General features: G+C 34.4%; 22 protein-coding genes. 14 read left to right on the forward strand and 8 right to left on the reverse strand.

The genetic code is table 11. The features are described from left to right. Window positions 1-12: 12 nt before the first annotated feature. Both pmrA and pmrB read left to right on the forward strand, forming a co-directional pair. Complete coding sequence (pmrA, locus tag J3U59_RS04625) at window positions 13-678, forward strand: two-component system response regulator PmrA (RefSeq protein ID WP_267333091.1); 666 nt, start codon at window positions 13-15, stop codon at window positions 676-678. Window positions 679-707: 29 nt separating this feature from the next. Further along, window positions 708-1,799, forward strand: coding sequence for a two-component system sensor histidine kinase PmrB (pmrB, locus tag J3U59_RS04630; RefSeq protein ID WP_267333090.1), 1,092 nt, complete (start codon window positions 708-710; stop codon window positions 1,797-1,799). Here the strand turns inward: pmrB and J3U59_RS04635 are convergent. Then, window positions 1,780-2,400: a YrbL family protein gene (locus tag J3U59_RS04635; RefSeq protein WP_267333089.1), complete on the reverse strand. Its 621-nt coding sequence runs from the start codon at window positions 2,398-2,400 to the stop codon at window positions 1,780-1,782. The two genes, pmrB and J3U59_RS04635, sit on opposite strands and share 20 nt — an antisense overlap. A 274-nt stretch (window positions 2,401-2,674) precedes the next feature. On the opposite strand from J3U59_RS04635, the gene rplM reads away from it, so the two are divergent. The 10 genes from rplM to J3U59_RS04685 all read left to right on the forward strand — a co-directional run bounded on the left by rplM (window position 2,675) and on the right by J3U59_RS04685 (window position 16,027). Further along, window positions 2,675-3,103, forward strand: a complete 429-nt coding sequence (rplM, locus tag J3U59_RS04640; protein ID WP_065566227.1) for a 50S ribosomal protein L13 — start codon at window positions 2,675-2,677, stop codon at window positions 3,101-3,103. 11 nt (window positions 3,104-3,114) lie between these two features. Next, complete coding sequence (rpsI, locus tag J3U59_RS04645) at window positions 3,115-3,507, forward strand: 30S ribosomal protein S9 (RefSeq protein WP_034901366.1); 393 nt, start codon at window positions 3,115-3,117, stop codon at window positions 3,505-3,507. 350 nt (window positions 3,508-3,857) lie between these two features. Continuing rightward, complete coding sequence (sspA, locus tag J3U59_RS04650) at window positions 3,858-4,490, forward strand: stringent starvation protein SspA (protein WP_267333088.1); 633 nt, start codon at window positions 3,858-3,860, stop codon at window positions 4,488-4,490. A gap of 46 nt (window positions 4,491-4,536) precedes the next feature. Beyond that, a complete protein-coding gene (locus tag J3U59_RS04655; RefSeq protein ID WP_267333087.1) occupies window positions 4,537-4,947 on the forward strand; it encodes a ClpXP protease specificity-enhancing factor in 411 nt (136 codons plus the stop codon). A 222-nt stretch (window positions 4,948-5,169) separates the two neighbouring features. Next, entirely contained in the window at window positions 5,170-7,038 is a 1,869-nt protein-coding gene (locus tag J3U59_RS04660) for an ABC transporter ATP-binding protein (protein WP_267333086.1), read from the forward strand. Further along, on the forward strand, window positions 7,031-8,764 hold the full coding sequence (locus tag J3U59_RS04665; RefSeq protein WP_267333085.1) for an ABC transporter ATP-binding protein: 1,734 nt from the start codon (window positions 7,031-7,033) through the stop codon (window positions 8,762-8,764). The genes J3U59_RS04660 and J3U59_RS04665 overlap by 8 nt, the downstream gene beginning before the upstream one ends. 66 nt (window positions 8,765-8,830) lie before the next feature. After that, window positions 8,831-9,769 carry an inorganic triphosphatase gene (locus tag J3U59_RS04670; RefSeq protein ID WP_267346732.1) on the forward strand — a complete coding sequence of 313 codons (939 nt, stop codon included), beginning with the start codon at window positions 8,831-8,833 and terminating at the stop codon, window positions 9,767-9,769. Between the two features lie 39 nt (window positions 9,770-9,808). Beyond that, window positions 9,809-10,789 carry a hypothetical protein gene (locus J3U59_RS04675; RefSeq protein WP_267333083.1) on the forward strand — a complete coding sequence of 327 codons (981 nt, stop codon included), beginning with the start codon at window positions 9,809-9,811 and terminating at the stop codon, window positions 10,787-10,789. A 9-nt stretch (window positions 10,790-10,798) separates the two neighbouring features. Next, a complete protein-coding gene (gene glnE / locus J3U59_RS04680) occupies window positions 10,799-13,630 on the forward strand; it encodes a bifunctional [glutamate--ammonia ligase]-adenylyl-L-tyrosine phosphorylase/[glutamate--ammonia-ligase] adenylyltransferase (protein ID WP_267333082.1) in 2,832 nt (943 codons plus the stop codon). 234 nt (window positions 13,631-13,864) lie between these two features. After that, on the forward strand, window positions 13,865-16,027 hold the full coding sequence (locus J3U59_RS04685) for an extracellular solute-binding protein (protein ID WP_267333081.1): 2,163 nt from the start codon (window positions 13,865-13,867) through the stop codon (window positions 16,025-16,027). Window positions 16,028-16,074: 47 nt separating this feature from the next. Here J3U59_RS04685 and J3U59_RS04690 read toward each other — a convergent pair whose 3' ends face one another. The 4 genes from J3U59_RS04690 to yeiP form a co-directional block, all read right to left on the reverse strand. After that, window positions 16,075-17,301 (reverse strand): MFS transporter, encoded by a 1,227-nt coding sequence (locus J3U59_RS04690; protein WP_267333080.1) that lies wholly within the window; start codon window positions 17,299-17,301, stop codon window positions 16,075-16,077. Window positions 17,302-17,314: 13 nt separating this feature from the next. Next, the gene (locus J3U59_RS04695) at window positions 17,315-18,142 is read right to left on the reverse strand and encodes an MBL fold metallo-hydrolase (RefSeq protein WP_267333079.1); all 828 of its coding nucleotides are present in this window, start codon (window positions 18,140-18,142) and stop codon (window positions 17,315-17,317) included. 264 nt (window positions 18,143-18,406) lie between these two features. Continuing rightward, window positions 18,407-19,303 carry a tRNA 2-thiocytidine(32) synthetase TtcA gene (gene ttcA, locus J3U59_RS04700; RefSeq protein WP_267333078.1) on the reverse strand — a complete coding sequence of 299 codons (897 nt, stop codon included), beginning with the start codon at window positions 19,301-19,303 and terminating at the stop codon, window positions 18,407-18,409. Between the two features lie 14 nt (window positions 19,304-19,317). Next, window positions 19,318-19,890, reverse strand: a complete 573-nt coding sequence (yeiP, locus tag J3U59_RS04705) for an elongation factor P-like protein YeiP (RefSeq protein ID WP_267333077.1) — start codon at window positions 19,888-19,890, stop codon at window positions 19,318-19,320. A 104-nt stretch (window positions 19,891-19,994) separates the two neighbouring features. On the opposite strand from yeiP, the gene J3U59_RS04710 reads away from it, so the two are divergent. Together J3U59_RS04710 and J3U59_RS04715 are read left to right on the forward strand one after the other, a co-directional pair. Next, the gene (locus tag J3U59_RS04710; RefSeq protein WP_267333076.1) at window positions 19,995-20,273 is read left to right on the forward strand and encodes a YkgJ family cysteine cluster protein; all 279 of its coding nucleotides are present in this window, start codon (window positions 19,995-19,997) and stop codon (window positions 20,271-20,273) included. Window positions 20,274-20,485: 212 nt separating this feature from the next. Beyond that, entirely contained in the window at window positions 20,486-21,934 is a 1,449-nt protein-coding gene (locus J3U59_RS04715; protein WP_267333256.1) for an amino acid permease, read from the forward strand. Between the two features lie 122 nt (window positions 21,935-22,056). Here J3U59_RS04715 and infA read toward each other — a convergent pair whose 3' ends face one another. The 3 genes from infA to holA form a co-directional block, all read right to left on the reverse strand. Further along, on the reverse strand, window positions 22,057-22,275 hold the full coding sequence (infA, locus tag J3U59_RS04720) for a translation initiation factor IF-1 (protein ID WP_025315083.1): 219 nt from the start codon (window positions 22,273-22,275) through the stop codon (window positions 22,057-22,059). A 232-nt stretch (window positions 22,276-22,507) separates the two neighbouring features. Further along, window positions 22,508-23,164 (reverse strand): nicotinate-nucleotide adenylyltransferase, encoded by a 657-nt coding sequence (gene nadD / locus J3U59_RS04725; RefSeq protein ID WP_267333075.1) that lies wholly within the window; start codon window positions 23,162-23,164, stop codon window positions 22,508-22,510. After that, window positions 23,158-24,162 carry a DNA polymerase III subunit delta gene (gene holA / locus J3U59_RS04730; protein WP_267333074.1) on the reverse strand — a complete coding sequence of 335 codons (1,005 nt, stop codon included), beginning with the start codon at window positions 24,160-24,162 and terminating at the stop codon, window positions 23,158-23,160. Before holA ends, nadD begins: the two co-directional genes overlap by 7 nt. Window positions 24,163-24,166: the final 4 nt, after the last annotated feature.

Here is a 24,166-nt window from a genome sequence, read left to right on the forward strand (position 1 = left end):
GTTTTAAAAATTATGAAAATATTAATTGTTGAAGACGATAATCTGTTACAAAAAGGGTTGTATGATGGTATCACCGCGAATGGTTATGTTTGTGAAGTGGCGGCAACAGGGGAACAAGCTGAACAACATTTATTATTTGGACAATTTAGTTTGATTATTTTAGATCTTGGCTTGCCCGATTGTGATGGACTTGAGCTTTTAACACGCTGGCGTAAAAATAAAATTAGTATCCCCGTATTGATTTTAACCGCTCGAGATACTATTGAAGATAGGGTTCAAGGATTAGATCTTGGTGCGGATGATTACTTAATTAAACCCTTTGCTTTGACTGAATTATTAGCACGCATTCGAGCGCTGATACGTCGGCATCAGGGAATTGCCGAAAACCTTATTAGTTATGGTCCTATCACCATTGATATAAAACAACAAAAGACCATTTTGTCTAATCAAGAAGTGATGCTAACCCCTAAGGAATTTATTGTGTTATCTCGATTAATGTTAAAAGCCGGTGAAAAAGTCCATCGAGATCTGTTGCAAAATGATTTGTATGATTGGCAAAGTGATCCGAGTTCAAATGTACTGGAAGTTTATATCCATGGGCTACGAAATAAACTGGGTAAAAATTTAATACGTACTGTAAGAGGTTACGGTTATCAGCTTAATACTCAAGACGATTAACCATGCACAATCAATTAAGAAAAAATGTTATGATCATAAATTCTATCAGTAAAATTCGTCACACAATTCGCTGGAATCTATTTTTTACTTTGGGCGCTATTATGCTGATTTGTCAAATCATCACCGTGTTTTGGTTATGGCATGAAAGTAAAGAACAGATTGATGTTTTAGTGAATTTAACTTTAAGCCAAAATAAAATTGACGAAGTTGTCGAACATGAGGAACTTGAAGCTATCTTTGCTTTGTTTTGTTCAGCTTTTTCGATGATGCTAGTTACGTTATTTTTAGCTTATAAGGCAATTAAATGGATAACAAAACCACTAGAAGTTCTTGAGCACGATCTTAACCAACGTACTGAGGAAAATCTTAAACCCATTGCCCCAATTAGTAATATGCGAGAGATCAAATCGATTACTACGGTATTAAATAATCTATTTTTAAGATTGAATAACACGTTATCACAAGAGCGGCTTTTTACCGCTGATGTTGCTCACGAAATGCGAACACCTTTAGCCGGTATTCGTCTCCATTTGGAATTATTAGAAACTAAACATCACATTGATTGCCATGAATTAATTGAGCGAATTGATCGTTTGGTCAATACAGTTGAACAATTATTGATGCTAGCTAGAGCCAGTCAAAAATTTACTATTGGTCAATATCAAAAAATTAATTTTTATCAAGATGTCATGATTTCATTAACCGATGAGTTAAGCGAATTAACTTCGCAAAAAAATCAGTTAGTTTTGTGGCAGGTTATTGACCATACTGTAACATTTAATGGTGATGCGACGTTAATTCGTCTATTAGTACGTAATTTAGTTGAAAACGCTCATCGATATAGCCCCGAAAATACTAACATCACTGTTAGTTGCCTTAAGGACGACAAAGATATTGTTATTTCGGTTATCGATGAAGGGATGGGCATTGATGAGTCAAAAAGTGAAAAACTGACCCAAGCTTTTTTCCGTATGGATAGAAAACATAATGGAATAGGGCTTGGGCTAAGTATCGTTAATCGTATATCTAATTTACATCATGGCGTATTCACCCTTAACAATAGACAAGATAATATTAAAGGTGCAGTAGCAACATTGCGCCTTACTGATTCACCTCGTTAACTAATTGAGTGATTAACTGATTGTGTTTGTTTTCTCTGATTAATGAAGCTAAAAACCGTTGCCAAGTGCGTTCAATTTTGGCTCTAGCAAAATAAGAAACATAATTAGCGATAGGAATCAATGTCGAATTACCAATGTTATCAATAATAATTAAGCGATTTGCTTCTGGTGATAAATGTTGAAATAGAATATTTTTACTTTTGATTGTCATGGTAATAATTCGATCATTTAACAATGCTGTTTTTAATGCTTTTAGCGAAATGACTAATGCATCAAAATATTGTTTGGTTAGCTGTTCATCCAACAAATATTTTTCAAGTGGAGTCGCTATTTCACCGTTATAATCACGAATGAGTTCAAACACATGACCTTGGCCATAATTGGTGTTTACCGGACCGTAATATTGTGCTAACGCATCCCATGATATGTGGCGTTTAATAAGATGCTTATAATAGGCTATTTCGCGGTTGGTTTCTTCTTCTGCCCCGTCATTATAATTGACTTTGATGCACTTATTCGGATCATCTGGGTGATGATAGCATTTACGGTGTAACCCCTTGCTTATATAATCTTTATCGGTAAGTTGAATTAAATTTTCCATCTAATTTTTAATGCGTTATTAATAGTTCGCTTAGAGTTTATCAGCAAGTGTTTTCGCATGCCATGATTTTTTATTTAAAATGTAGCGCTTTTATTATATTTCTGTATAATATTGCAACCCACGTTACAACAGTGTTTTTCCCAACACTGTTTTCGGTTGTCAAAGTTAATGTAACAACTCGAAGGGGTTAGTTAGTTAATAGCAACAATCAAAAAGTGTAAATAAATCAAATGATTTATTAACGTGAGATTAATTAAAAATTGGATAATTACGAATGAGTACTTTTTCAGCTAAACCAGAAACAGTTAAACGCGACTGGTATGTTGTTGATGCAGCAGGTAAAACGCTAGGTCGTTTAGCTACTGAAATCGCAAGCCGTTTGCGTGGTAAACACAAAGCAGAATATACACCACATGTTGATACAGGTGATTATATTATCGTTATCAATGCAGAAAAAGTTGCTGTAACAGGCAAAAAACGCACTGATAAGATCTATTATCGTCATACTGGCTACATCGGTGGACTTAAAGAAGCGACTTTTAAAGAAATGATTGAACGTCATCCTGAACAAGTCATCGAAATTGCTGTCAAAGGCATGCTACCGAAAGGTCCTCTTGGTCGTGCAATGTACCGTAAACTAAAAGTTTATGCTGGTAATGAGCACAATCATGCGGCACAACAACCGCAAGTATTAGATATTTAAGGGGATAGAAGATGGCTGATAATCAATATTACGGTACAGGTCGCCGCAAAAGTTCTGCTGCTCGCGTGTTTATTAAACCAGGTAGTGGAAATATCGTTATTAATAAACGTTCATTAGAGCAATACTTTGGTCGTGATACTGCTCGTATGGTTGTGATGCAACCTTTAGAGTTAGTTGAAATGACTGACAAACTTGATCTTTACATCACTGTTAAAGGTGGGGGTATTTCAGGTCAAGCGGGTGCGATTCGTCACGGTATTACTCGTGCATTAATGGAATATGATGAAACTTTACGTTCTTCATTACGTCAAGCGGGCTTTGTTACTCGTGATGCGCGTCAAGTTGAACGTAAAAAAGTGGGTCTACGCAAAGCACGTCGTCGTCCACAATTCAGCAAACGTTAATTGTTTTTTGTACAAAGGTTACAAAATTGTTTGCAAAAACCCAGTTTCGACTGGGTTTTTTTATTTGGATTTTAATTAGATGCTAATTCATAGTCTGACGGGTAAATGTAATTTTGTTAATTGATAAAAAACATTAATTTTATTAATTTATTGTTTTTATTTTAGTTTATTACGTTAATTAAATTCAAGCCTTTGTTTTAAGATGTATATTTATTCTTAAACTTTTGTCAAATTGCTATTGTTTAGAGAAAGATAACAAGAAAATTAATTTTTTTTAACAAATTTGTTATCCAATTTGCTAGAATAGTTAAATTCTAAACTTTTTTTAATTTTGCATATTTGGAGTGAACATGGTTGTTGCTGTTAATAAACGTTCTGTAATGACATTATTTTGTGATACAACAGATATTTACGGCCATCAAATTCGTTTTGTGCTGGCAGAAAAAGGGGTAACTGCTGAAATTGAGTTTGTAACGGCAGATAATTTACCTCAAGAACTTCTAGATCTTAATCCCTATGGTACAATTCCAACTTTGATTGATCGCGATCTAACATTATATGAACCTCATATTGCGTTAGAATATCTTGATGAACGCTTCCCTCATCCACCTTTAATGCCTGTTTATCCGATTGTTCGTGCAAATTCTCGTTTAACCATGTACCGCATTAAAAAAGAGTGGTATAGCGCTTATGAAACCATCATTGCCGATCCTAATAGCCAAGCTGCAAAAACTGCGCGTAAAAATTTGCTTGATGATTTGGTTTCCATTTCAGTTATGTTCAAAGAAAAACCGTATTTTATGAGTGATGATTTCACATTATGTGATTGTTATTTTGCCCCATTACTATGGCGTTTACCAATGATTGGTATTGAATTGCCAAAAGTAGCTGAGAAGAATTATCTAGCTTATATGGCACGTATTTTTGAACGTCCAGCTTTTGTTAACTCATTAACTGAAGAAGAAAAAAAGATAAGATCTTAAGTAAATTTTTATCTCGTTGATAAAACTGTTGAAATAGGTAGTTTTTATGGATCTTGAACAAATGACACCAAGGCGCCCTTATTTATTTAGGGCTTTTTATGATTGGATTATTGATAATGAACTAACGCCATATATTGTTGTTAATACTTCAATTTATGGTGTGATTGTTCCTCAAGAGTTTGTCCAAAATAATCAGATAGTCTTAAATATAGCGCCACATTCAGTTGGTCAATATTTTGCGTCTAATGAACAAATTGAATTTAATGCTAGATTTTCTGGTGTTCCTCAACACATTGTTGTGCCAATGGCCGCTATTGAAGCTATTTATGCACGTGAAAATGGGGTAGGGATGGGATTTGAAGATGAACCTCAATATCATGCTCAGACCAAAAATAGTGACACACAACCTGAATCAACCAATAAAAAAACCACTAATCCATTTAGAGTTGTAAAATAATTAACCTTTCATAATTGTTCTTACTTGCTTAGTGACTGCGTTATAAACCCTACTAATGTCTTGCTTGCACCTCTGTAAGCAAGATCTCATGATGTACTTTATAAAAATTAATCTACAGGTGTAATAGTTATTTTTTAATAGCTAAACGCACAAAAAATATTGTTATTTTATTTTTTATAATTGATAATGATTATTATTATTAAATGAAAGTTGGTTAATTTTATGAAGTCCAGTAATAAAACTGCAAGTTCAAGACTTTGGGAGTTAGCATTTAATTATAAGGTTTTAATGACTTTCGCTTGTCTATTTTCAATTGTTAGTGTAGCCGTTTCTTTTATCCCGTTTATCGCCATTTATTTTATTATTTATGAAATAGTAATGAGTATCAGTAGTGGTGCGGCGTTAAATAATGAGTTAATTATCAATTATGGTTGGTTAGCTTTTATTTCAGCAGCGGTATCCATTTTATTAAACTTTTTGGGGTTATGTTTTTCACATTATGCGGCTTTCAAAACTCTCTATCATTTAAAATATAATTTTGTAAGATACTTATCCCTATTACCATTAGGTTTTTTTTACACGCATTCGAGTGGAGAATTACGTAAGATTGTTGATGATGATATCGAAAAAATTGAACAATTTATCGCTCACCAACTACCCGACATGGTTGGGGCGTTTGCTTCCCCTGTTATGATTTTCATTATTTTAGCTGTCTTTGATTGGCGATTAGGTTTAGCGACGTTATTCCCTATAATGCTTGCCTATATTGTGTTAATCAGTGGTTATAAACGTCAAGATGTTAAACATCATCAACAAGAGTTCCAAAAAAGATTAATTGAAATGAGTAATGCATCTGTCGAATATATTCGTGGTATTACTGTTGTTAAAGCCTTCAATCAAACCTTTTTTTCATTTAAACGCTTTTATCAGTCAATTAAAGCTTACCAGTTATATTGCTTAAAATTTATCTATTGTTTCAAATATCACATGGCTTTTTTCTTATTGATATTAAATAATATTTACCTTTTTATTATTCCAATCATTATTTTATTATTAGGGCATACTGATAATTACGCTCATTTTATACTGTCTGCTATTTTTTATTTGATTTTTTCTTTAGGGTTACCAGCACCGTTCTTTAAATTACTTTATGTTACTAGGAATTTTCAAAATTCAGCAACTAGTGTGCAAACTATGGATGCGGTATTGAATATACCTTTGTTGCCTGAGCCTAAAATAGGTTTAAAAACAGATCATTATGATATATGTTTTAATGATGTGAATTTTTCTTACTCTAACAATCAAATTGATGACCAATCTGTCAATAATAACGCAATAAGCCATATCACATTCACTGCAAAACAAGGTCAAACAACAGCTTTAGTTGGTTTATCTGGCAGTGGTAAAAGTACCATTTCTTTACTGATACCACGATTTTTTGATCCTACCAGTGGGCATATCACTATTGGTGGTGTTGATTTAAAGCAGATGAACAGTGATTACTTGTTATCGTTAGTCAGTTTTGTTTTTCAGGATGTTTTTTTATTTAAACAACGCATTTTAGACAATATCAGAATCGGCAAACCTCATGCATCACTTGATGAAGTGATTGCTGCTGCGAAAGCGGCACAATGTCATGATTTTATTGAAAAGCTACCGGATGGCTATAATTCTGTTATTGGTACACAAGGCTTACATCTATCGGGGGGTGAAATGCAACGTTTGGCTATTGCAAGAGCATTATTAAAAAATTCGCCTATTTTGATCTTGGATGAAGCGACGGCATTTGCCGATCCTGAAAATGAATATAAGATTCAACTAGCATTAAAAGCGTTAATGAAAGATAAAACAGTCATTATGATTGCGCATCGGCTCTCTACCATTAAAGATGCTGACCAAATAATTGTTTTAGATAAAGGTCATATTGTTGAAAAAGGTGCGCACCAAACACTAATTGACAATCACGCAACCTATTACAAGATGTGGCAGTACTATCAAAAAACATTAGATTGGGATATGCCACAAAGTAATCAGGCAGTTGAAGCAAATGATAGGCAAATAAATCATGTTAATGAGGTGCGAGATGTTTAAACGTTTACTGATGCTATCAGATGTGGGAAATAAAAATCTAATTCAAGCTACGATTGCTTGCACTATTTCTAATCTGACATTAATGCTCCCTTTTATTATTTTATTGCAAGTTATGGTGTTACTGATAAACCCATTAATCAATAATGTGTCTATTAATAAAGATGATTTATGGATAATGGTTGCCTTTGGCGTTTTAGCCGCTTTGTTATTTTTATATTGTTATCAACGAGAATATAAAAAAACTTACGCGAGTGCTTTTGGACAAGCAGCTAATACTCGAATTGAAGTCGCAGAAAAAATTCGAAAACTGCCCCTAAGCTTTTTTAATCGTAAGGATTTATCTGAATTGACGACCAATATCATGGGTGACTGCTCAACGATTGAAAGTATGTTAAGTCACGTTATCCCCCAACTAATTGGTTATTCGTGTAGTAGCATAATTACCTGTAGTTTACTTGCTTTTTATGACTGGCGAATGGCTGGAGCCATATTGTGTACATTACCATTATCATTGTTGATTGTGATTATCGGTAAGTTGATTGAAAAAAAACTAAGCCATAAGCATATCGAATCAAAATTAGCTGTGTCGAATGAAGTACAAGAGTATCTTGATGGTATTAAAATTATTAAAGGTTTTGGACGCAGTGGAGAAAAATTTCAACAACTGGATAAAGCATTAAAGAATATGATGTGGGCATCGATTAAATTCGAAGGCATTGGCGGTATATTTGTTACGTTATCTATCATGATGTTACAGGTAGGGCTGGGGGTAGTGGTATTAGTGGGGGTAAAATTAATGGTTTCAGGTAGCTTAGCGCCCATTACTTTTTTAGCATTTGTGATCATTAGTTCTCGAATTTACAGTCCTTTAATTTCGGTACTAACGCTATTACCTGAACTGTTTCATATGTTGGTTTCGATTGAGCGTATGAAGAGTCTTAATAAAGAATCAGTTATGGAAGGTCGTGATGATGTCGTTTTAAATGATTTCACAATTGATATTAATCATATTAATTTTTCCTATCATCAAAAAACCGTTATTCACGATTTAAGTTGCGTTATACCCTCAGGAAAAATGACAGCATTAGTCGGCCCATCTGGCAGTGGTAAAAGTACGTTATTACAATTAATTGCGCGTTTTTGGGATGTCGATAGTGGCACAATTAGCATTAGTGGATATGATATCAAAGACATCGATCCTGAAACCTTGATGCGTTATATGTCGTTTGTTTTTCAAAATGTTGTGTTATTTGATGATACCATTTTAAATAATATCCGTATTGGTCGCCATAATGCGACAGATGAAGAAGTGATGCAAGCTGCAAAAAAAGCGCGTTGTGATGAGTTAATTGCACGCTTACCGAATGGTTGGAATACTTTAATTGGTGAAAATGGGAGTAAGCTTTCTGGTGGTGAAAGACAACGTATTTCAATAGCAAGAGCTTTATTAAAAAATGCGCCGATTGTGTTACTTGATGAAGCAACAGCTTCACTTGATCCCGAAAATGAAGTTTATATTCAGCAAGCTATTGCTGAACTGGTGAAAGATCGCACGGTAATTGTGATTGCGCATCGTTTAAAAACCGTCATTTCGGCAGATCAGATAATAGTATTAGATAAAGGTACTCTTGTCGAGCAAGGTAGTTATCAACAATTAATGAATAACAATCAACTGTTTGCTAAGCTTTATAAGCTACAAAAACAAACCTTTTCGTTGGCACCTTGAGTGCCTATATTTCTGAGTTAAATCGGTATATGATATGTGTAAATTATCATTATAGACTATAGATTAATGAACGAAATCGAATTGAAGTTTGAAATAACTAATCGCCAAATTGCTGACCTAACGTTGTTTTTAAACCAGTGGGTTAATTGTGATGCTGCTGAGTATATAGATAGTGGGCAAACGCAGCCAAGAATTTCACAATTAATCTTATTAAACACTTATTATGATACTCCAGACTATTATTTGCGTAATAATGGCTGTGGATTAAGAGTCAGAGTAAGCGAACAAGGTTCAAATCAACATTGTGAAATGACTCTTAAGCGTGATTCTCAATCAATAGCGGGTTTGCATCAACGCGCTGAATACAATATTGATTTACCCAGCCCACACCTTGATATAACGGCTTTGCCTAAAGCTGCACTACCAAAAGATTGCGATATTAACCAACTACAAAATCATCTTAAACCTTTATTTAGCACCAATTTTAAACGCCAAGCTTGGTTAATTTTATTTGCTAATAGCGAAATAGAAGTAGCTTTAGACCAAGGTGAAATCGAGTCGAATGGAACAAAATTACCCATCCAAGAAGTTGAATTAGAGATAAAACAGGGTAATAAGCAAGATTTGATTAATTTTGCTATTGAATTAGCTCGGTTTGATTTGCACCTTTTTTCGCAAAGCAAAGCAGCAAGAGGTTATCGATTATTAAAAAATCAACCAATTAACCACAGTGAAATTAATTTAAGTTGTCAACAAAGCTTACCTGATATTTTAAAATTCTGGCAACAAAATGAAGAGTATGCCTTAGCTAATAACGATCTCAACTTTTATCAACACACATTACAACAAGTTCAACAAGCTTTATTAGAAAAGGGTGTTTTCATTGAACCTGAATTCAATCAATGGCAGCATGCGTTACAATCGATTAAATCAGTAAGCGATTTTGCTTATCGTGAGGTAAATACTAAATTGAAGTTAATGTTATTAGCTCAAAATAACCGGTAGTGTTTTAGCAATATGTTTTAAATCATTATGGAACATTAAATGCCCGTTAATTTTTTTAAATTACCTTTATTGACGATATTATTTTTTCTGCTAATTAACGTTATTTTGCTAACAGGTTATTCTTGTTTTTTTGACATTAGCCTGTTTTTTTCACCAACCATTGGGCAAAGATCGTTTTATTGGGTAGTGGGTAATGTGCTTTTAACGCATTTCTTAATTCAATTACCCAATTTATTATTTATTTTTATTATCTCAACGCTGCTTTTATCTCGACAAGCTATTTATCAAATCCATTGGCGTAATGTCAGTTTTATTTTCATTATTTCAATTGTCATCACATTGATAACGCTGGTTAGTCAATACTATCTAAATCAATATGTTGCTCCTCTCTTAAATCAAAGTTCATCATCGAAACCATCTATATTAACCTCATGGATTTTGGTTATCGTATTGATGATAATTGGCTATGTTGTGATAGCAATGATGTTTTATTTAGGCATGAAATTATTTAAAAAATACCTTATTGATCCCCATTACTGCCTAACCAAGCAGCAAAATAAAAATTTACATTTATCATTGTATATCGTGCTATTTAATTGGTATTTTTTAACTTTGTTATTTAGTTTTTTTCACCTACAGAACGTTTTTTATACGTCTTTGTTTGCTAACTTGGTTAGAACTGGCATATTGTTTACTTTTCTAATTGTAGTAAATACATTAGGTTATTTTGCTTTACGTAACGGTTTTACGGCTGTAAAAAACCATTTAGAAATAAAAAAACTGATCTTGAGTTCTTTATGGGCTTTTTTGATTCTTTGTTGTTTAACGTTAGCATTGATGTTTGGATTAATCCAATTGATGGGATTAATCGCAAATGAATATCTATCAGACACCATAGAAATAGGTTTGTGGTACCTATTTCTTTTGATCTTGTGCGTGTTAGGTTGTTTTGTCACTCGGGTATCGGTAAAACTGTTTTTTAAACAGCGTCAACTTATCAATCAACCAAATTTTATATGAGCTAATAATATGTCAGAATTAACTTCACTCCTTAATGATAAAAAGCAGAAAATTATCTCACAATTGACTCAATGTGATCCTAATGATGTTCACGTTAATTTAGATATTTTGGTTCAAAGTGATTTTATCGTTGATGCTTTTTATCGGTTTCCAGAATGGTTGACAGACATTGTTAACAATCCCCCTCAGACTGATGAAAGACGTAACTATCAACAATGGTTAAATCAAAAGTTAGCGTTGGTATCTGATGAATTGACGCTCATGAAAGCGTTAAGATTATTTAGGCGTTATATCTTAGTGAGGCTTGAATGGTCACAATTAACGCAAACCAGTAGCGATGAGCAAATTTTATTGCAACTTACTCACTTGGCAGAGGTGATTATCATCACTGCGCGAGATTGGCTTTATGAACTGAGTTGTAAAGAGTGGGGTACACCGTGTAATTTGCAAGGACAAGCGCAACCTTTACTTATCCTGGGCATGGGAAAATTAGGAGGGGGAGAGCTTAATTTTTCATCTGATATTGACCTTATTTTTACTTATCCTGAACATGGACAAACACAAGGCGGTCGTCGCGAATTAGATAATGCTGTGTTTTTTACGCGTTTGGGACAACGTTTAATTAGAGCGTTAGATCAAGTTACCGAAGATGGTTTTGTCTACCGAGTTGATATGCGCTTACGTCCTTTAGGTGATGGTGGTCCGCTTGTTTTGAGTTTTTCGTCGATGGAAGACTATTATCAAGAACAAGGTCGTGATTGGGAACGTTATGCGATGGTGAAAGCAAAAGTGCTGGGTAATCAACAAGATCATTATACTGTTGAACTATATCAACTTCTCAAGCCATTTGTTTATCGTCGTTATATTGATTTTAGTGTATTACAATCATTGCGCAACATGAAAAGTATGATTGAACGCGAGGTTCGTCGTCGAGGTTTAAAAAATAATATTAAATTGGGTGCAGGCGGTATTCGTGAAATTGAATTTATTGTACAAGTTTTTCAACTTATTCGTGGTGGGCGAGTTGTTGGATTACAGACTCGCTCACTGTTAACCGCACTACAAGTCATTGAACATGAACAGTTATTGAATTATCAGGAAGTCTCAATTTTACGTGAAAACTACCTATTTTTACGTCGTTGTGAAAATGTATTGCAAGCAATCAATGATGAACAAACACAAACACTTCCCGACGATGAATTAAATAAAGCTCGGTTATCATTGTCTATGGGGTTTGGCACTTGGCAAGAATTTGAAACGGAATTATTTGTTCGAATGCAGGCGAATCGTCAAATATTTAATGAATTAATTGGTGAGGATGACAATGAATCCTCAACTAAAACTAAACCTTATAATGACCAATTTGATGAATTATGGGTGCCTGATTTGCAATTGAGTGATGTGCAAGCACTATTACCTGATTATTCAGATGAGAAAGCTAATCAGCTCTACCAATTACTTTTACAATTCCGTAATGATATTGGTAAACGTACTATCGGCGTACGTGGACGAGAAATACTCGATCAACTCATGCCACGTTTACTTGATGCTTGCTGTAATGATAGTCATAGCTTGATGGTATTATCACGTATTTTGCCATTATTGGTAAATATTGTAAGCCGTACCACCTATTTAGAACTGTTATTAGAATATCCAACAGCATTAAAACAATTAATTCGATTATGCAGTGCATCGCCTATGATTAGCGATCAGCTTGCACATTATCCAATTTTGCTTGATGAACTAATTGATATTAATTCATTGTATCAAACACTTGCGCCACAAGAGTATAAAAATCAGCTCTATCAATACCTATTACGTATTTTATCGGATGATGAAGAACAACAACTTGAAGCACTACGGCAGTTTAAACAGATGCAACTACTGCATATCGCGGCGGCTGATGTTGAGCATGTATTATCGACCATGAAAGTCAGCGATCATTTAACCTATGTTGCAGAATCGCTCCTTGATTTTGTTGTTCAAATGGCCTGGAATCAGATGGTGGGTCGTTATGGTAAACCTGAACATTTAGTGGATAATCAAAAAGGGTTAGTTGTGATTGCTTATGGTAAATTAGGTGGATGGGAACTGGGTTATGGCTCTGATTTAGATTTAGTTTTTTTACATGATTGCCCCGTTCATAGCATGACCAATGGCGATAAGCAGATCGATAGTCGTCAATTTTACTTACGACTAGTACAACGAATAATTCACCTATTTAATGTACGAACCAGCTTTGGTATTCTTTATGAAGTTGATGTCCGCTTGCGACCACAAGGTGATGCTGGACTATTAGCGTGCAGTTTAGATTCATTTGAAGATTATCAGATGAATGAAGCATGGACATGGGAACATCAAGCTTTGGTTCGAGCAAGAGCTGTTTATGGCGAATCTGCACTCATTGATCGCTTTAATCAGATTCGTCATAGTATATTAAGCCAACCTCGAGATGAAAATCGATTAAAAACTGAAGTAAGAGAGATGCGCGAAAAGATGAGAAGCCATTTAGGCTCCACACAATCAGACTTATTTAATTTAAAAATTGATGAAGGTGGAATTGGCGATATTGAATTTTTGTCTCAGTTTTTGGTACTTAATTATGCTCATCAACAACCTAAAATGACGCAATGGAGTGATAATGTGCGTATTTTAGAGTTGGCTGCAAAATATCAAATTATGGATAATGAGCAAGCGCAGCAATTGACAAAAGCTTATATCGATATGCGTAACGAAATTCATCGTTTAGCCTTACAAGTTTTACCCGTTACGGTTGATAATTCTTGTTTTACACAGGAAAGAGCAATAGTAAAACAGAGCTGGAATAAATGGTTAAATTGAAGGTTTAATATTGGTTAATAAGCGAGTTTGATATCAAAAAACAATGATGCTTGATATCTTATTAAAACTAACCTACTAGTTAGGCTTCATTTGCAAGTTTGATAAAGGTTCAACAAACTTATATTAAATAGAGTGATGATCTAAGGTTCAAATAAGATTTTGATATCAACACGTTACCATATAGTTAGTTAAGTTGAGTGGGTTATTACCGGTTATGTATGGAGTTTAATATCAATGGCAACGATTAAAGATATCGCTAAGATGGCGGGTGTATCACATGGTACGGTGTCAAATGTACTAAATGGTCGCGGTAATGTCAGTGTCAAAAAAATTAAACTTGTTGAGCAAGCCGCTCAAGCATTAGGGTATCAACTAAATTTACAAGCAAAGTTTTTAAAACAAGGAACGACCAAAACGATTTCGGTCTTATTACCCAATATTACCGCTGAACAGTACGCCGATTTATATGATGGGCTTTTTAGTTATTTAAATCGATTAGGTTATGGATTAACCTTATATTTAACCTATGATTCAAAAGAGTTTGAATTACAACTCATTCAAGAAATTGCAGTAAAACGGGATTATGCGGTGATTGTGGTCAGCGCTTTAGACAGTGCACAAAGTTATTACCAAACGTTAAAAATAGACAAAGAAAAAATTATTTTTGTTTATCGTAAACCAAAATCTGCGCTGAAATTCATATCATTAGATTTTGAAAAAGCTGGGCATGATATTGCGTGCGAAATGATAAAAAATAATTATCGGCATATCGGTTTATTTAGTAATTCTGATCAACATACTCATTCACAATCTTTTAAAAAAGGGTTAGAGCAAACCTTTAAGCAACAAAATTATCGTGTCGAGATAAATTGCATTACTTCAATGCCTTCAAATAGTACCTATAATTTATCATTCAATTTTTTTGCAAATGAGCAAGTAGAGTACGATGCCATCATTACCATGGATATGGAGCGCGCACATTTTGTTCGTAATGCTAATTATTTCGGAAGTTTACAATCTTGCCCACCCATTTATACATTAACAAATCATAGTTTTTTTTATGAAAACCATTTTTATCAATATCATATGAATTATGGGATATTAAGTCGGCAAATTGCCAACTTAATTGAGGACCAGCCAGTTACTTTACCTGAAAATAAAGGATTTACCTTACTTCCTGATTCATTGCCCCACGACAAGACTAACGATGGTGATACAGTTAATTTTTTAATCCTTCCCAGCCCGTCAACCCAAGCCGTAGTCAAATTATTACCTCACTTTAGCAAAATAAGTGGTATTAATGTTAATTTAATAGTTAAGCCATTTGATGAGATTTATCACATACTTAATCATATAGAACATCATCAATATCTGGATATTATTCGGATTGATATGGCGGGTTTGCCTTGGTTTGCCCCTTCAATATTTAAACCGCTATCTGAACTGCAAATTGATTTATCCAATATTTTTACACGCTATACGCCTGAAATAATAGACCGTTTTAGTTATGTGAATAATATCGCTTATGCTTTGCCGTTCGATCCAAGTGTACAAATGCTGTTTTATCGTAAAGATCTTTTTGATGATCCGTTAATTAAACGCGCTTATTTTGAGCAGTTTCGTCAACAACTTGATGTACCGGCAAATTTTGCTGATTTTAATCAAATATCGGCTTTTTTTAATCGACAGCAAAATGGGGAGTCACAAGTAGAGTTTGGTAGTTGTTTTACCTCAGGTAATGATGAACTCATCGCTTCCGAATTTTTAGTCCGCTATTATGCACAAGGTGGAAAATTATTTAATCAACCCCAACCTCAGCTCGATACTGCTATAGCACTTACAACGTTAACTCAATTACACTCTTTTATTAAACTAGCCAAAAATATTAATGCCACTTGGTGGCAAGATTCAGTGAAATTATTTGAACAAGGCAAGTTAGCGATGCTAATTGTTTATATGAATTTGTTTAGTTGTATAAATCATCGTAACATTTTGCCGTTGGTGGGGTATGCTAAAGTACCGGGTAATAAGCCTTTATTTGGTGGTGGTTCTTTAGGCGTATCAAAGTATAGTCAAAAAGATGCGGCTATAAAATCTTTTTTTGAGTGGCTATATTCGCCAGAAATTAGCGAACAGATTGCGTTGTTGGGTGGGGCAACGGCACAAAACTCTATTTTTCAAAATCAACGCATTATCAATAGCTATCCGTGGCTCACTGTGGCTAAGCAGCAGTACGCTAACGGTATACGTGAAAATAGTATAAAAGGTAAGGCTGTGAATTTAAGGTGTGTTGAAAACATCATAGGTAATTATTTATCAAAGTGGATGGCTAAACAATACGATTCAAAACAAGTTATTGATTTGATTAATGATGAGATAAAAAAACAATATTGCTAATGATAAACACACTAACAATATTGTTTGATTTGATAATTAAAATCAGATTATTTTGATTTTTCTTTCGGTGCCATTATTACATCTTTATCTTTGAACAATAACCAAAAACCAATCGCAACAATCGCTGCCACTACAGCAGGATAGATCCAAAATTCTTGCCATTGTGGCCCAGCATTTGGCAGCGTTTTTTCGGTAACTACGCGATTGTTGATAAATCCACAAACTGATGCGGCCATAAATACGCCAAAGCCGTTAGAAACAATAAAACGTAAGCCTTGCGCTTGTGCTTTGATTTCTGGTCCTGCTTTTTTATCTACATAAATATCACCAGCGGTAAAGAAGAAGTCCCAACAAACACCTTGTAAAAGTAATGTGCCAATAATATAAAAGAACATCGTACTACCATCAGCAGTGGCGGCTAACGATAACATTAAACTACGAATAACCCAGCATATTGCGCCAAATAAAATGATTTTTTTGAAACCAAAACGACCTAATAAGAAAGATAGAAGGAACATAAATAAGACTTCAGTGGCGATAGCTATTTGCATCATTGATGCAGGTTCTAATCCTAAAACAGGTAGATAAACCGGTAAATAAGCACTATAAGCTGTTTTAGTTATCATTAAGATAAAAGTGGACAACATAAAAATAGTAAAGTATTTATCTTTAAAAAGTGATAATGCATCTAAACACATCGCATCGCGCAAAGAGAATTTTTTATTTTTGCTGCTTGGTGGTGTATTAGGTAGTGTGAAGCAATAAATACCATAAACAACAGATGCACCTGAAGCAAGTAAAAATGAATTGATAGAACTAGAAAAACCTGTGTAACCAAGAATCAACCCTACAATCATAAAGCCGATAGTACCAAATACACGAATAATTGGGAACCAACGTACACCATCTATATGTCTAAAGCTAACGCTATTGGCTAAAGCTGTTGTTGGATAGAATAATAAACCAACGATGAAAATCATGATTAAAAAACCAGCAATATTGCCGTTTTCAACAAAGTTAGGAATCAAGAATAATACAACGGCATTAAGAATATGCAATATGCCCATCACTTTTTGTGATGCAATAAATCTATCCGCAATCATGCCAATAAATAACGGTGAAATGATGGTTGCGATACCTAATACAGAGTAAGTTGATCCAACAATCTCTTTTAATCCATAAGCAGCGAGGACTGCCCCAATAACCATATTCCATGCACCTTGCACAAAATATTGTAAAAACATCATTACCAGTAGACGTGGTATTTTAAACATAAAAAACTCCGTGTTAAATTGTTTTTATTAAGCCGTCATAAGCGACTTCTATATTATGAGGTTTGAATATTTCCACTAATTCATCGTGCATAAAGCCACTACTATGTGAATGATGCGACGTTATTAGTTGTGTTTTATTATGAAAAATATTTTCACTAATCATGCGTTGTTGTGCGGCGATCACAGTTTCAATGCTCATATGATTATTGGTGCGGTCGTCTTGTTTATAGCCATAGGTACATTCAAAGATCGCTAAATCAATTTTTTTGCCGCTGTTTTTGAGCCATTGCCAAGTGAGTTCAGGAAAATAGCCAGAATCATGACCATGAAGAATAGTTTTCCCCTCTTTTTCAATTAAGTAGATAAAACAAAATTCCCATTTTGCATGATTCGATAGTAAAGGCGTCACATGATAGCCAGCAGAGCTGGTAATAGTCTGATAAGGGACCAATAAATTAAACACAAAGCGTTCAGGGCTGTAACCTGGTAGCACATGTAAGCATCCATTTATTGCGATATCATTGCCGTAGATATAAAGCGGGTGATCAATGTTAAAGCCATAATCTACCATACGGCTAAATAGATCACCGACATTAAAATGGTCTGGATGAGTATGCGTAAATAACAAATCTTTAATTTTAGTTACATCAATATTTTCTCGCATAACTTGGTAACTAAATTCGGGTGCAAAGTCAATTTGCATGATGTCATCAATGATAACGGAGCTTCGGCTCCTGATATTTTTACCTTTTTGTATGCGGGTTTTCTCGCAGATTTCACATTTACAAAAAGGATTTGGGATACCTTCCGAGGCTGCTGTACCCAAAAACTGTAGTTTCACATTGTTCTCCTATAATTCAATGATTCAAATTGTTGTCATTTTATTTGGTGATATAAAGCATTTAAAATTGGAACGTTCCAATTTTATTGAAATGACTTGAATTCCACAATAAAATTAATTAATTTTTTGTTAATTCGTGAGGAAGATCAAAATTTGTAAGGGATGATGAGTGTCGAACTCTAAAATTAATGAGGGGAAAGATTATCGGCGAGTTTACTCATTCGCCGATAAATGGTTATTTAAAAGTAGATAATGACGTAATATTTAGTTTGCTTCTTTCCAAAGAATTAAGTCTTGATCCTCAAGGTCAGATGGATCAAATCCAACTACTGAGGGGAGATCTTCGCGATCAAACGCCATGTCGCCACCATTGACATCAATATCCCCTTTTTTGATACCTTTAAAATCATAAAGGTTGGTATCACATAAATGTGAAAGCGTAATATTTTGCGTGGCTCTAAACATGGTTTCTATACGACCAGGAAACTTTTTATCCCAATCGTTTAGCATCTCTTTAATCACTTGACGTTGTAAATTAGGTTGTGAACCACAAAGATTACATGGAATGATTGGAAATTGCTTAATTTCAGCATATTTTGCAATATCCTTTTCTTTGCAGTAAGCAAGCGGTCGAATAATAATATGCTCGCCTGAGTCATTAACCAATTTGGGTGGCATTGCTTTAAGTTTGCCACCATAAAACATATTTAAAAATAACGTTTCTAGAATATCATCGCGGTGATGACCTAACGCAATTTTCGTTGCGCCAAGCTCTGTTGCGGTGCGGTATAAAATACCACGACGCAAACGAGAACAAAGTGAACACGTTGTTTTGCCTTCAGGAATTTTTTCTTTTACGATACCATAAGTATTTTCTTGAACAATTTTATACTCAATACCTAATGACTCTAAGTACTGCGGTAAAACATGTTCAGGAAAACCGGGTTGTTTTTGATCTAAATTGACGGCAATTAGTTCAAAATTGATCGGGGCACTGATTTTCAAATTCAATAAAATATCGAGTAGCGTATAGCTATCTTTACCACCTGATAAGCAAACCATAATCCGATCACCATCTTCAATCATATTGAAGTCGGCAATGGCTTCTCCAGTTAGACGACGTAACCGTTTATGTAATTTATTTTGATTATATGTATTCATCACGATTTTATAGATTATTCAGCTCGGCTCATATAACGGCGTTCAGCAATATGAATTTTCACTTTTTCGTTGTTATCAATGTATTCTGGAACCTGAATAACTAAGCCAGTTGATAAGGTTGCCGGTTTTGTGCGTGCACTGGCAGACGCACCTTTGATGCTAGGTGAAGTTTCAATGATTTCTAAATCAACCGTTTGCGGTAACTCTAATGCAACTAACTCGCCATCAGCCATTAGCACTTGAATACCGTTCATTCCCCCTTCAGGAATAAATAATAGCTCTTCTTCGATTTGCGCTTTTTTGAAGATAAACGGCGTGTAATCTTCATTATCCATAAAGACATACTCATCACCATCGATATATGAAAAACTAACCGGACGGCGAATTAATTCAATGGTTTCGATAATATCATCACCTTTAAAACGTTCTTCGACTTTACCGCCAGTTTTTACATCAGTAAATCGCATTTTATAAAGTGTACTAGCGCCACGTGCACTAGGGCTTTGAACATCAATATCTTTAACCAATAATAATTTACCGTTATAAGTGACTGCATCGCCACGTTTTATTTCATTTGCTTTAGCCATAATATCTTCTTCGTGATTATTAAAAATAGAGTTGAAAATTAGCTCGCTATTTTAGCGCTATCTTGCTATTGTCACCAACAAAATTTACCGATTAATGTCAAATTATGAAAAAAACAACGGATAGCTTATTTCAATGTCGAAAAAACTGTGGTGCTTGTTGTATTGCGCCTTCAATTTCGTCAATGATTCCTGGTATGCCAAATGGTAAACCCGCTGGAGTTGCATGCATTCATTTAAATGCTAATTTTCAATGTGACTTATTTGGACAGTCATCAAGACCACAAGTTTGTGGTCGGTTAAAGCCTTGTATTGAGATGTGTGGCAACAATCGAGTACAAGCTTTAAATTATTTAACTCAATTAGAACAGTTAACTAGCGTTTAACTATTGCTAATATTTAATAAACGAGTTTTATTATTAGAATTATTTATCTCGCGTCGTTTTTTTTTTGATAAACTTCATCGCATTTCATTATTTAATGATAAATGACCATATTAATTAGATTAATCTTTAGTTAATTGTTGTTAGGATTGCGGTATTACACTATTAACTGAATTTTTCTTATTGTCTTTTTTAATCTTTTTAAACAGAAGAATATTGTTATGAATAATAAATTAAAACGGGACTTAAAATCTCGGCATTTAGCCATGATTGCTATTGGCGGTTCAATTGGTACAGGGCTTTTTGTTGCTTCAGGCGCAACGGTTGCTCAAGCGGGTCCCGGTGGTGCATTACTTTCGTATGCTATCATTGGTATTATGGTGTACTTTTTAATGACCAGTCTTGGTGAACTAGCGGCGTATTTGCCGGTGTCAGGGACCTTTGCTACTTATGGCGCTCGTTATGTTGATGAGGCTTTTGGTTTCGCAATTGGATGGAATTATTGGTATAACTGGGCAATTACTGTTGCAGTAGATTTAGTTGCTGCTCAGCTTGTTATCTCTTATTGGTTTGATGCAGGTAGTTATAGTTGGCTTTGGAGCTTGCTGTTTTTAAGCATCATCTTTTGTTTAAACTATATTTCTGTAAAAGGATTTGGTGAAGCCGAGTTTTGGTTCTCATTAATTAAAGTTGTCACTGTTATCGTGTTTATTGTGATTGGTTTGTTGATGATTGTTGGCATTTTAAAGGGGAGTGAAAATGCAGGTTGGCAAAATTGGACTATTGGTGATGCCCCATTCGTTGGTGGTTTTTCCTCGATGATAGGGGTTGCGATGGTTGTTGGCTTCTCATTCCAAGGTACGGAGCTAATCGGCATAGCGGCTGGAGAGTCAAAAGATCCAGAAAAAAATATTCCAAAAGCGATGAAGCAAGTTTTTTGGCGAATTTTACTGTTTTATATTTTTGCTATTTTGGTCATTAGCTTAATCATTCCTTATACGGATCCAAATTTATTACGTAATGAAGAAACCGACATCAGTGTCAGCCCATTTACCTTAGTTTTTCAGCATGCAGGACTATTATCCGCTGCGGCAATTATGAATGCGGTTATTTTAACATCGGTATTATCGGCGGGTAATTCCGGTTTATATGCCTCAACACGGATGCTTTATGCATTGGCTAAAGAGGGGAAAGCCCCTAAAATCTTTTCAAGGCTATCATCATCAGGGGTACCTAGATTTGCACTTATCGCAACAACAATTATTGCTATGCTATGTTTTTTAACTTCGATGTATAAAGATCAAGAAGTTTATTTATGGTTGCTTAATATGTCTGGCATGACAGGTTTTATAGCTTGGCTTGGTATTGCAATTAGTCACTACCGTTTTAGAAAAGGTTATATTGCACAAGGATTAGATATCAATAAGTTACCTTATCGTTCAAGCTGTTTTCCATTTGGTCCAATATTTGCTTTTGTCCTATGTTTGATTATTACACTAGGTCAAAATTATGAAGCATTCTTACAAGATACTATTGATTGGAATGGCGTAATAGCAACATATGTCGGTTTACCTCTATTTTTGGTAATCTATTTTGGCTACAAAATTGTGAAAAAGACCAAATGGGTTAACTATTCAGAAATGGATTTTTCACAAGTTAATTAATTAGCATAATAGTATTAAAGCTCTTTTTTCCGTCGACACAAGTCGACGGAATTTTATTAAAAAAGAGAATAAACCGTTTTAGATTTAATAATGATTAAATAACAATTCTGATGATAACGATATTAGCGACTACGGAATATGATACGTGCTTTAGATAGATCGTAAGGTGTCATTTCAACGGTAACTTTATCACCAGTTAAAATACGAATATAATTTTTGCGCATTTTACCAGAAATATGTGCAGTAACGACATGACCATTTTCAAGTTCAACACGGAACATCGTGTTTGGAAGAGTATCAAGTATGGTACCTTGCATTTCAATGTTATCTTCTTTTGCCATTGGGGCCTCTTATTAATAAATACAAATTAAATATACTCATATCATCATCCATTTATTCCCATATTATCTGGGGATAACGTGACAACTAAAAACTTTTTCAAAATTGCTGTTATCGACTTTTGTGCATATAGATTAATTGACATTGAGTATAAGCTATAAAATCACTGAATTTATAATATATAAAGACAGCGGCAAAATAATGCCGAAAAAACTGACAGAAGTAAAGACCTTTCTAATTTTTCTTTGCATTATAAAGCCCTTGCTCACAAATATAACGCCATACTTTGGGGGGTAATAAATTTTTACAACTTTGTTGATTATGAATATTTTCTCGAATTTCTGTCGCAGATATATTTTCTAAAGGGGTATGTGCAAAATAGATGTAACCAGCTGGAAAATCATGCAAATCGTCAATATTGGTTGTTTGATGTTGAGTGATAAACGCTTGAAGTTCATTGTCAGTCGTTTTTTCGGTATAACCTGGGCGTCTACAAATAAGTAAATGACAGTAATTAAGTAGTATTTTCCAATCTTTCCAGGTGGGTAAATTTATTAAAGAATCTTGTCCCATGATAAAGGCTAGACCAGACTGATCACCATGTTGGTCACGCCACTGTTGCAGTGTTTCGATAGTGTAGGACGGTCGGGTTAAATTTTGTGGTAGTAATTCTCTGGTATCAATTGAAAATAACGGTATATCGCTTATAGCTAAATTTAACATAGCTAGGCGCTGTGCTATCGTTGCCTCAGGTTGCGGTTTATGCGGGGGAATATGGTTGGGTAATAAACTAATTTTCGTTAAGCCAACCTCTTTTGCGAGCGCAATTGCTGGGTAAATATGCCCATAATGAATTGGATCAAAAGTGCCGCCGAACAATGCTGTTAACATTTATTTAATCCCATAAATTGCATTGTTAAAGCCGATAGCGCATCCCACACTCGTAGTTGATTATCATGTTTCAAGCTGATTTCGATTTCAGTAAGTAGAGCTAGCGTTGAAAATAGATCTTTAATATCATTACGATTTAAATAATTGGTATACATTGCTCTTTTATTTTGCCAAATTTTATATTCATCAAAAATTTGTTTTAACGGTTTTGATGATAAGCCTTTTTTTAGATTGATGATCAAAATCAGCTCACGTTGAATAATTCGGAGTAATATTAATGGTTCAAAATCATTCATTTTTAATTGCTGTAAAATGTGGGTTGCTCGCTTTGTTTTGTGAGCAACCATTGCATCAATCCAGTGATATGGGGTAAATATGGCTGAATCATTAATATTACTTTCAACCTGATCATAAGTTATTGTTTGATTTGTATATAATAACTTTAATTGTTCAATAATTTGCGTTAATGCCAGTAAATTTCCTTCGTAATAATAACAAAGAAGATCGATAGCTTCAGGTTCAACCACTATTTGCTTTTGTTGAAGATGATTTTTAATCCATTGTGGTAATAAAGCTGTGTCAGGCGTAGTACAATTGACGACGACTAAGTTATCAGATAATTTTTTATACCAAACTGCATTTTCTTGAGTTTTAGTAATTTTGGTTAAACTGATAATTAATGCAATATCAGGATTGAGTATTTCACTTAAACTATTCAGCTTTGAACTCGCCGCTGCATTGATTGTGTTTTCACCAAAATCTAAAAAAATAAGCGTATTGGTTGAAAACAGATTCATTGCATGACAACTATCATAGATAGGCTGCCAATCAGTTTGATTATCTATGTTAAATGTCAGTTGTTCATTAAAGCCAGCTTGTTTAAAAGCGATTTTTAGCTGCGATTGGCTATAATATTGTAAATAAGGATCGTTGCCTAATAGTAAATAATAGGGCGATCCTAATTTTGTCGTAATTTGGTCTGCGTTGATTTTAATCATGTCA

The sequence above is a fragment of the Gilliamella sp. B3783 genome (genome assembly GCF_026536125.1).
In the GTDB taxonomy this organism is placed as follows: Bacteria; Pseudomonadota; Gammaproteobacteria; order Enterobacterales; family Orbaceae; genus Gilliamella.

Bases quoted from the DNA above. Each gene is read 5' to 3' on its own strand.
- J3U59_RS04670 (WP_267346732.1), top strand. From the start codon at position 8,831: ATGAACGAAATCGAATTGAAGTTTGAAATAACTAATCGCCAAATTGCT.
- J3U59_RS04665 (WP_267333085.1), top strand. From the start codon at position 7,031: ATGTTTAAACGTTTACTGATGCTATCAGATGTGGGAAATAAAAATCTA.
- rpsI (WP_034901366.1), top strand. From the start codon at position 3,115: ATGGCTGATAATCAATATTACGGTACAGGTCGCCGCAAAAGTTCTGCT.
- sspA (WP_267333088.1), top strand. From the start codon at position 3,858: ATGGTTGTTGCTGTTAATAAACGTTCTGTAATGACATTATTTTGTGAT.
- J3U59_RS04675 (WP_267333083.1), top strand. From the start codon at position 9,809: ATGCCCGTTAATTTTTTTAAATTACCTTTATTGACGATATTATTTTTT.
- ttcA (WP_267333078.1), bottom strand. From the start codon at position 19,303: ATGAATACATATAATCAAAATAAATTACATAAACGGTTACGTCGTCTA.
- J3U59_RS04685 (WP_267333081.1), top strand. From the start codon at position 13,865: ATGGCAACGATTAAAGATATCGCTAAGATGGCGGGTGTATCACATGGT.
- J3U59_RS04710 (WP_267333076.1), top strand. From the start codon at position 19,995: ATGAAAAAAACAACGGATAGCTTATTTCAATGTCGAAAAAACTGTGGT.
- pmrB (WP_267333090.1), top strand. From the start codon at position 708: ATGATCATAAATTCTATCAGTAAAATTCGTCACACAATTCGCTGGAAT.
- J3U59_RS04660 (WP_267333086.1), top strand. From the start codon at position 5,170: ATGAAGTCCAGTAATAAAACTGCAAGTTCAAGACTTTGGGAGTTAGCA.
- nadD (WP_267333075.1), bottom strand. From the start codon at position 23,164: ATGTTAACAGCATTGTTCGGCGGCACTTTTGATCCAATTCATTATGGG.
- J3U59_RS04690 (WP_267333080.1), bottom strand. From the start codon at position 17,301: ATGTTTAAAATACCACGTCTACTGGTAATGATGTTTTTACAATATTTT.
- yeiP (WP_267333077.1), bottom strand. From the start codon at position 19,890: ATGGCTAAAGCAAATGAAATAAAACGTGGCGATGCAGTCACTTATAAC.
- infA (WP_025315083.1), bottom strand. From the start codon at position 22,275: ATGGCAAAAGAAGATAACATTGAAATGCAAGGTACCATACTTGATACT.
- glnE (WP_267333082.1), top strand. From the start codon at position 10,799: ATGTCAGAATTAACTTCACTCCTTAATGATAAAAAGCAGAAAATTATC.
- J3U59_RS04635 (WP_267333089.1), bottom strand. From the start codon at position 2,400: ATGGAAAATTTAATTCAACTTACCGATAAAGATTATATAAGCAAGGGG.
- holA (WP_267333074.1), bottom strand. From the start codon at position 24,162: ATGATTAAAATCAACGCAGACCAAATTACGACAAAATTAGGATCGCCC.
- J3U59_RS04655 (WP_267333087.1), top strand. From the start codon at position 4,537: ATGGATCTTGAACAAATGACACCAAGGCGCCCTTATTTATTTAGGGCT.
- pmrA (WP_267333091.1), top strand. From the start codon at position 13: ATGAAAATATTAATTGTTGAAGACGATAATCTGTTACAAAAAGGGTTG.
- rplM (WP_065566227.1), top strand. From the start codon at position 2,675: ATGAGTACTTTTTCAGCTAAACCAGAAACAGTTAAACGCGACTGGTAT.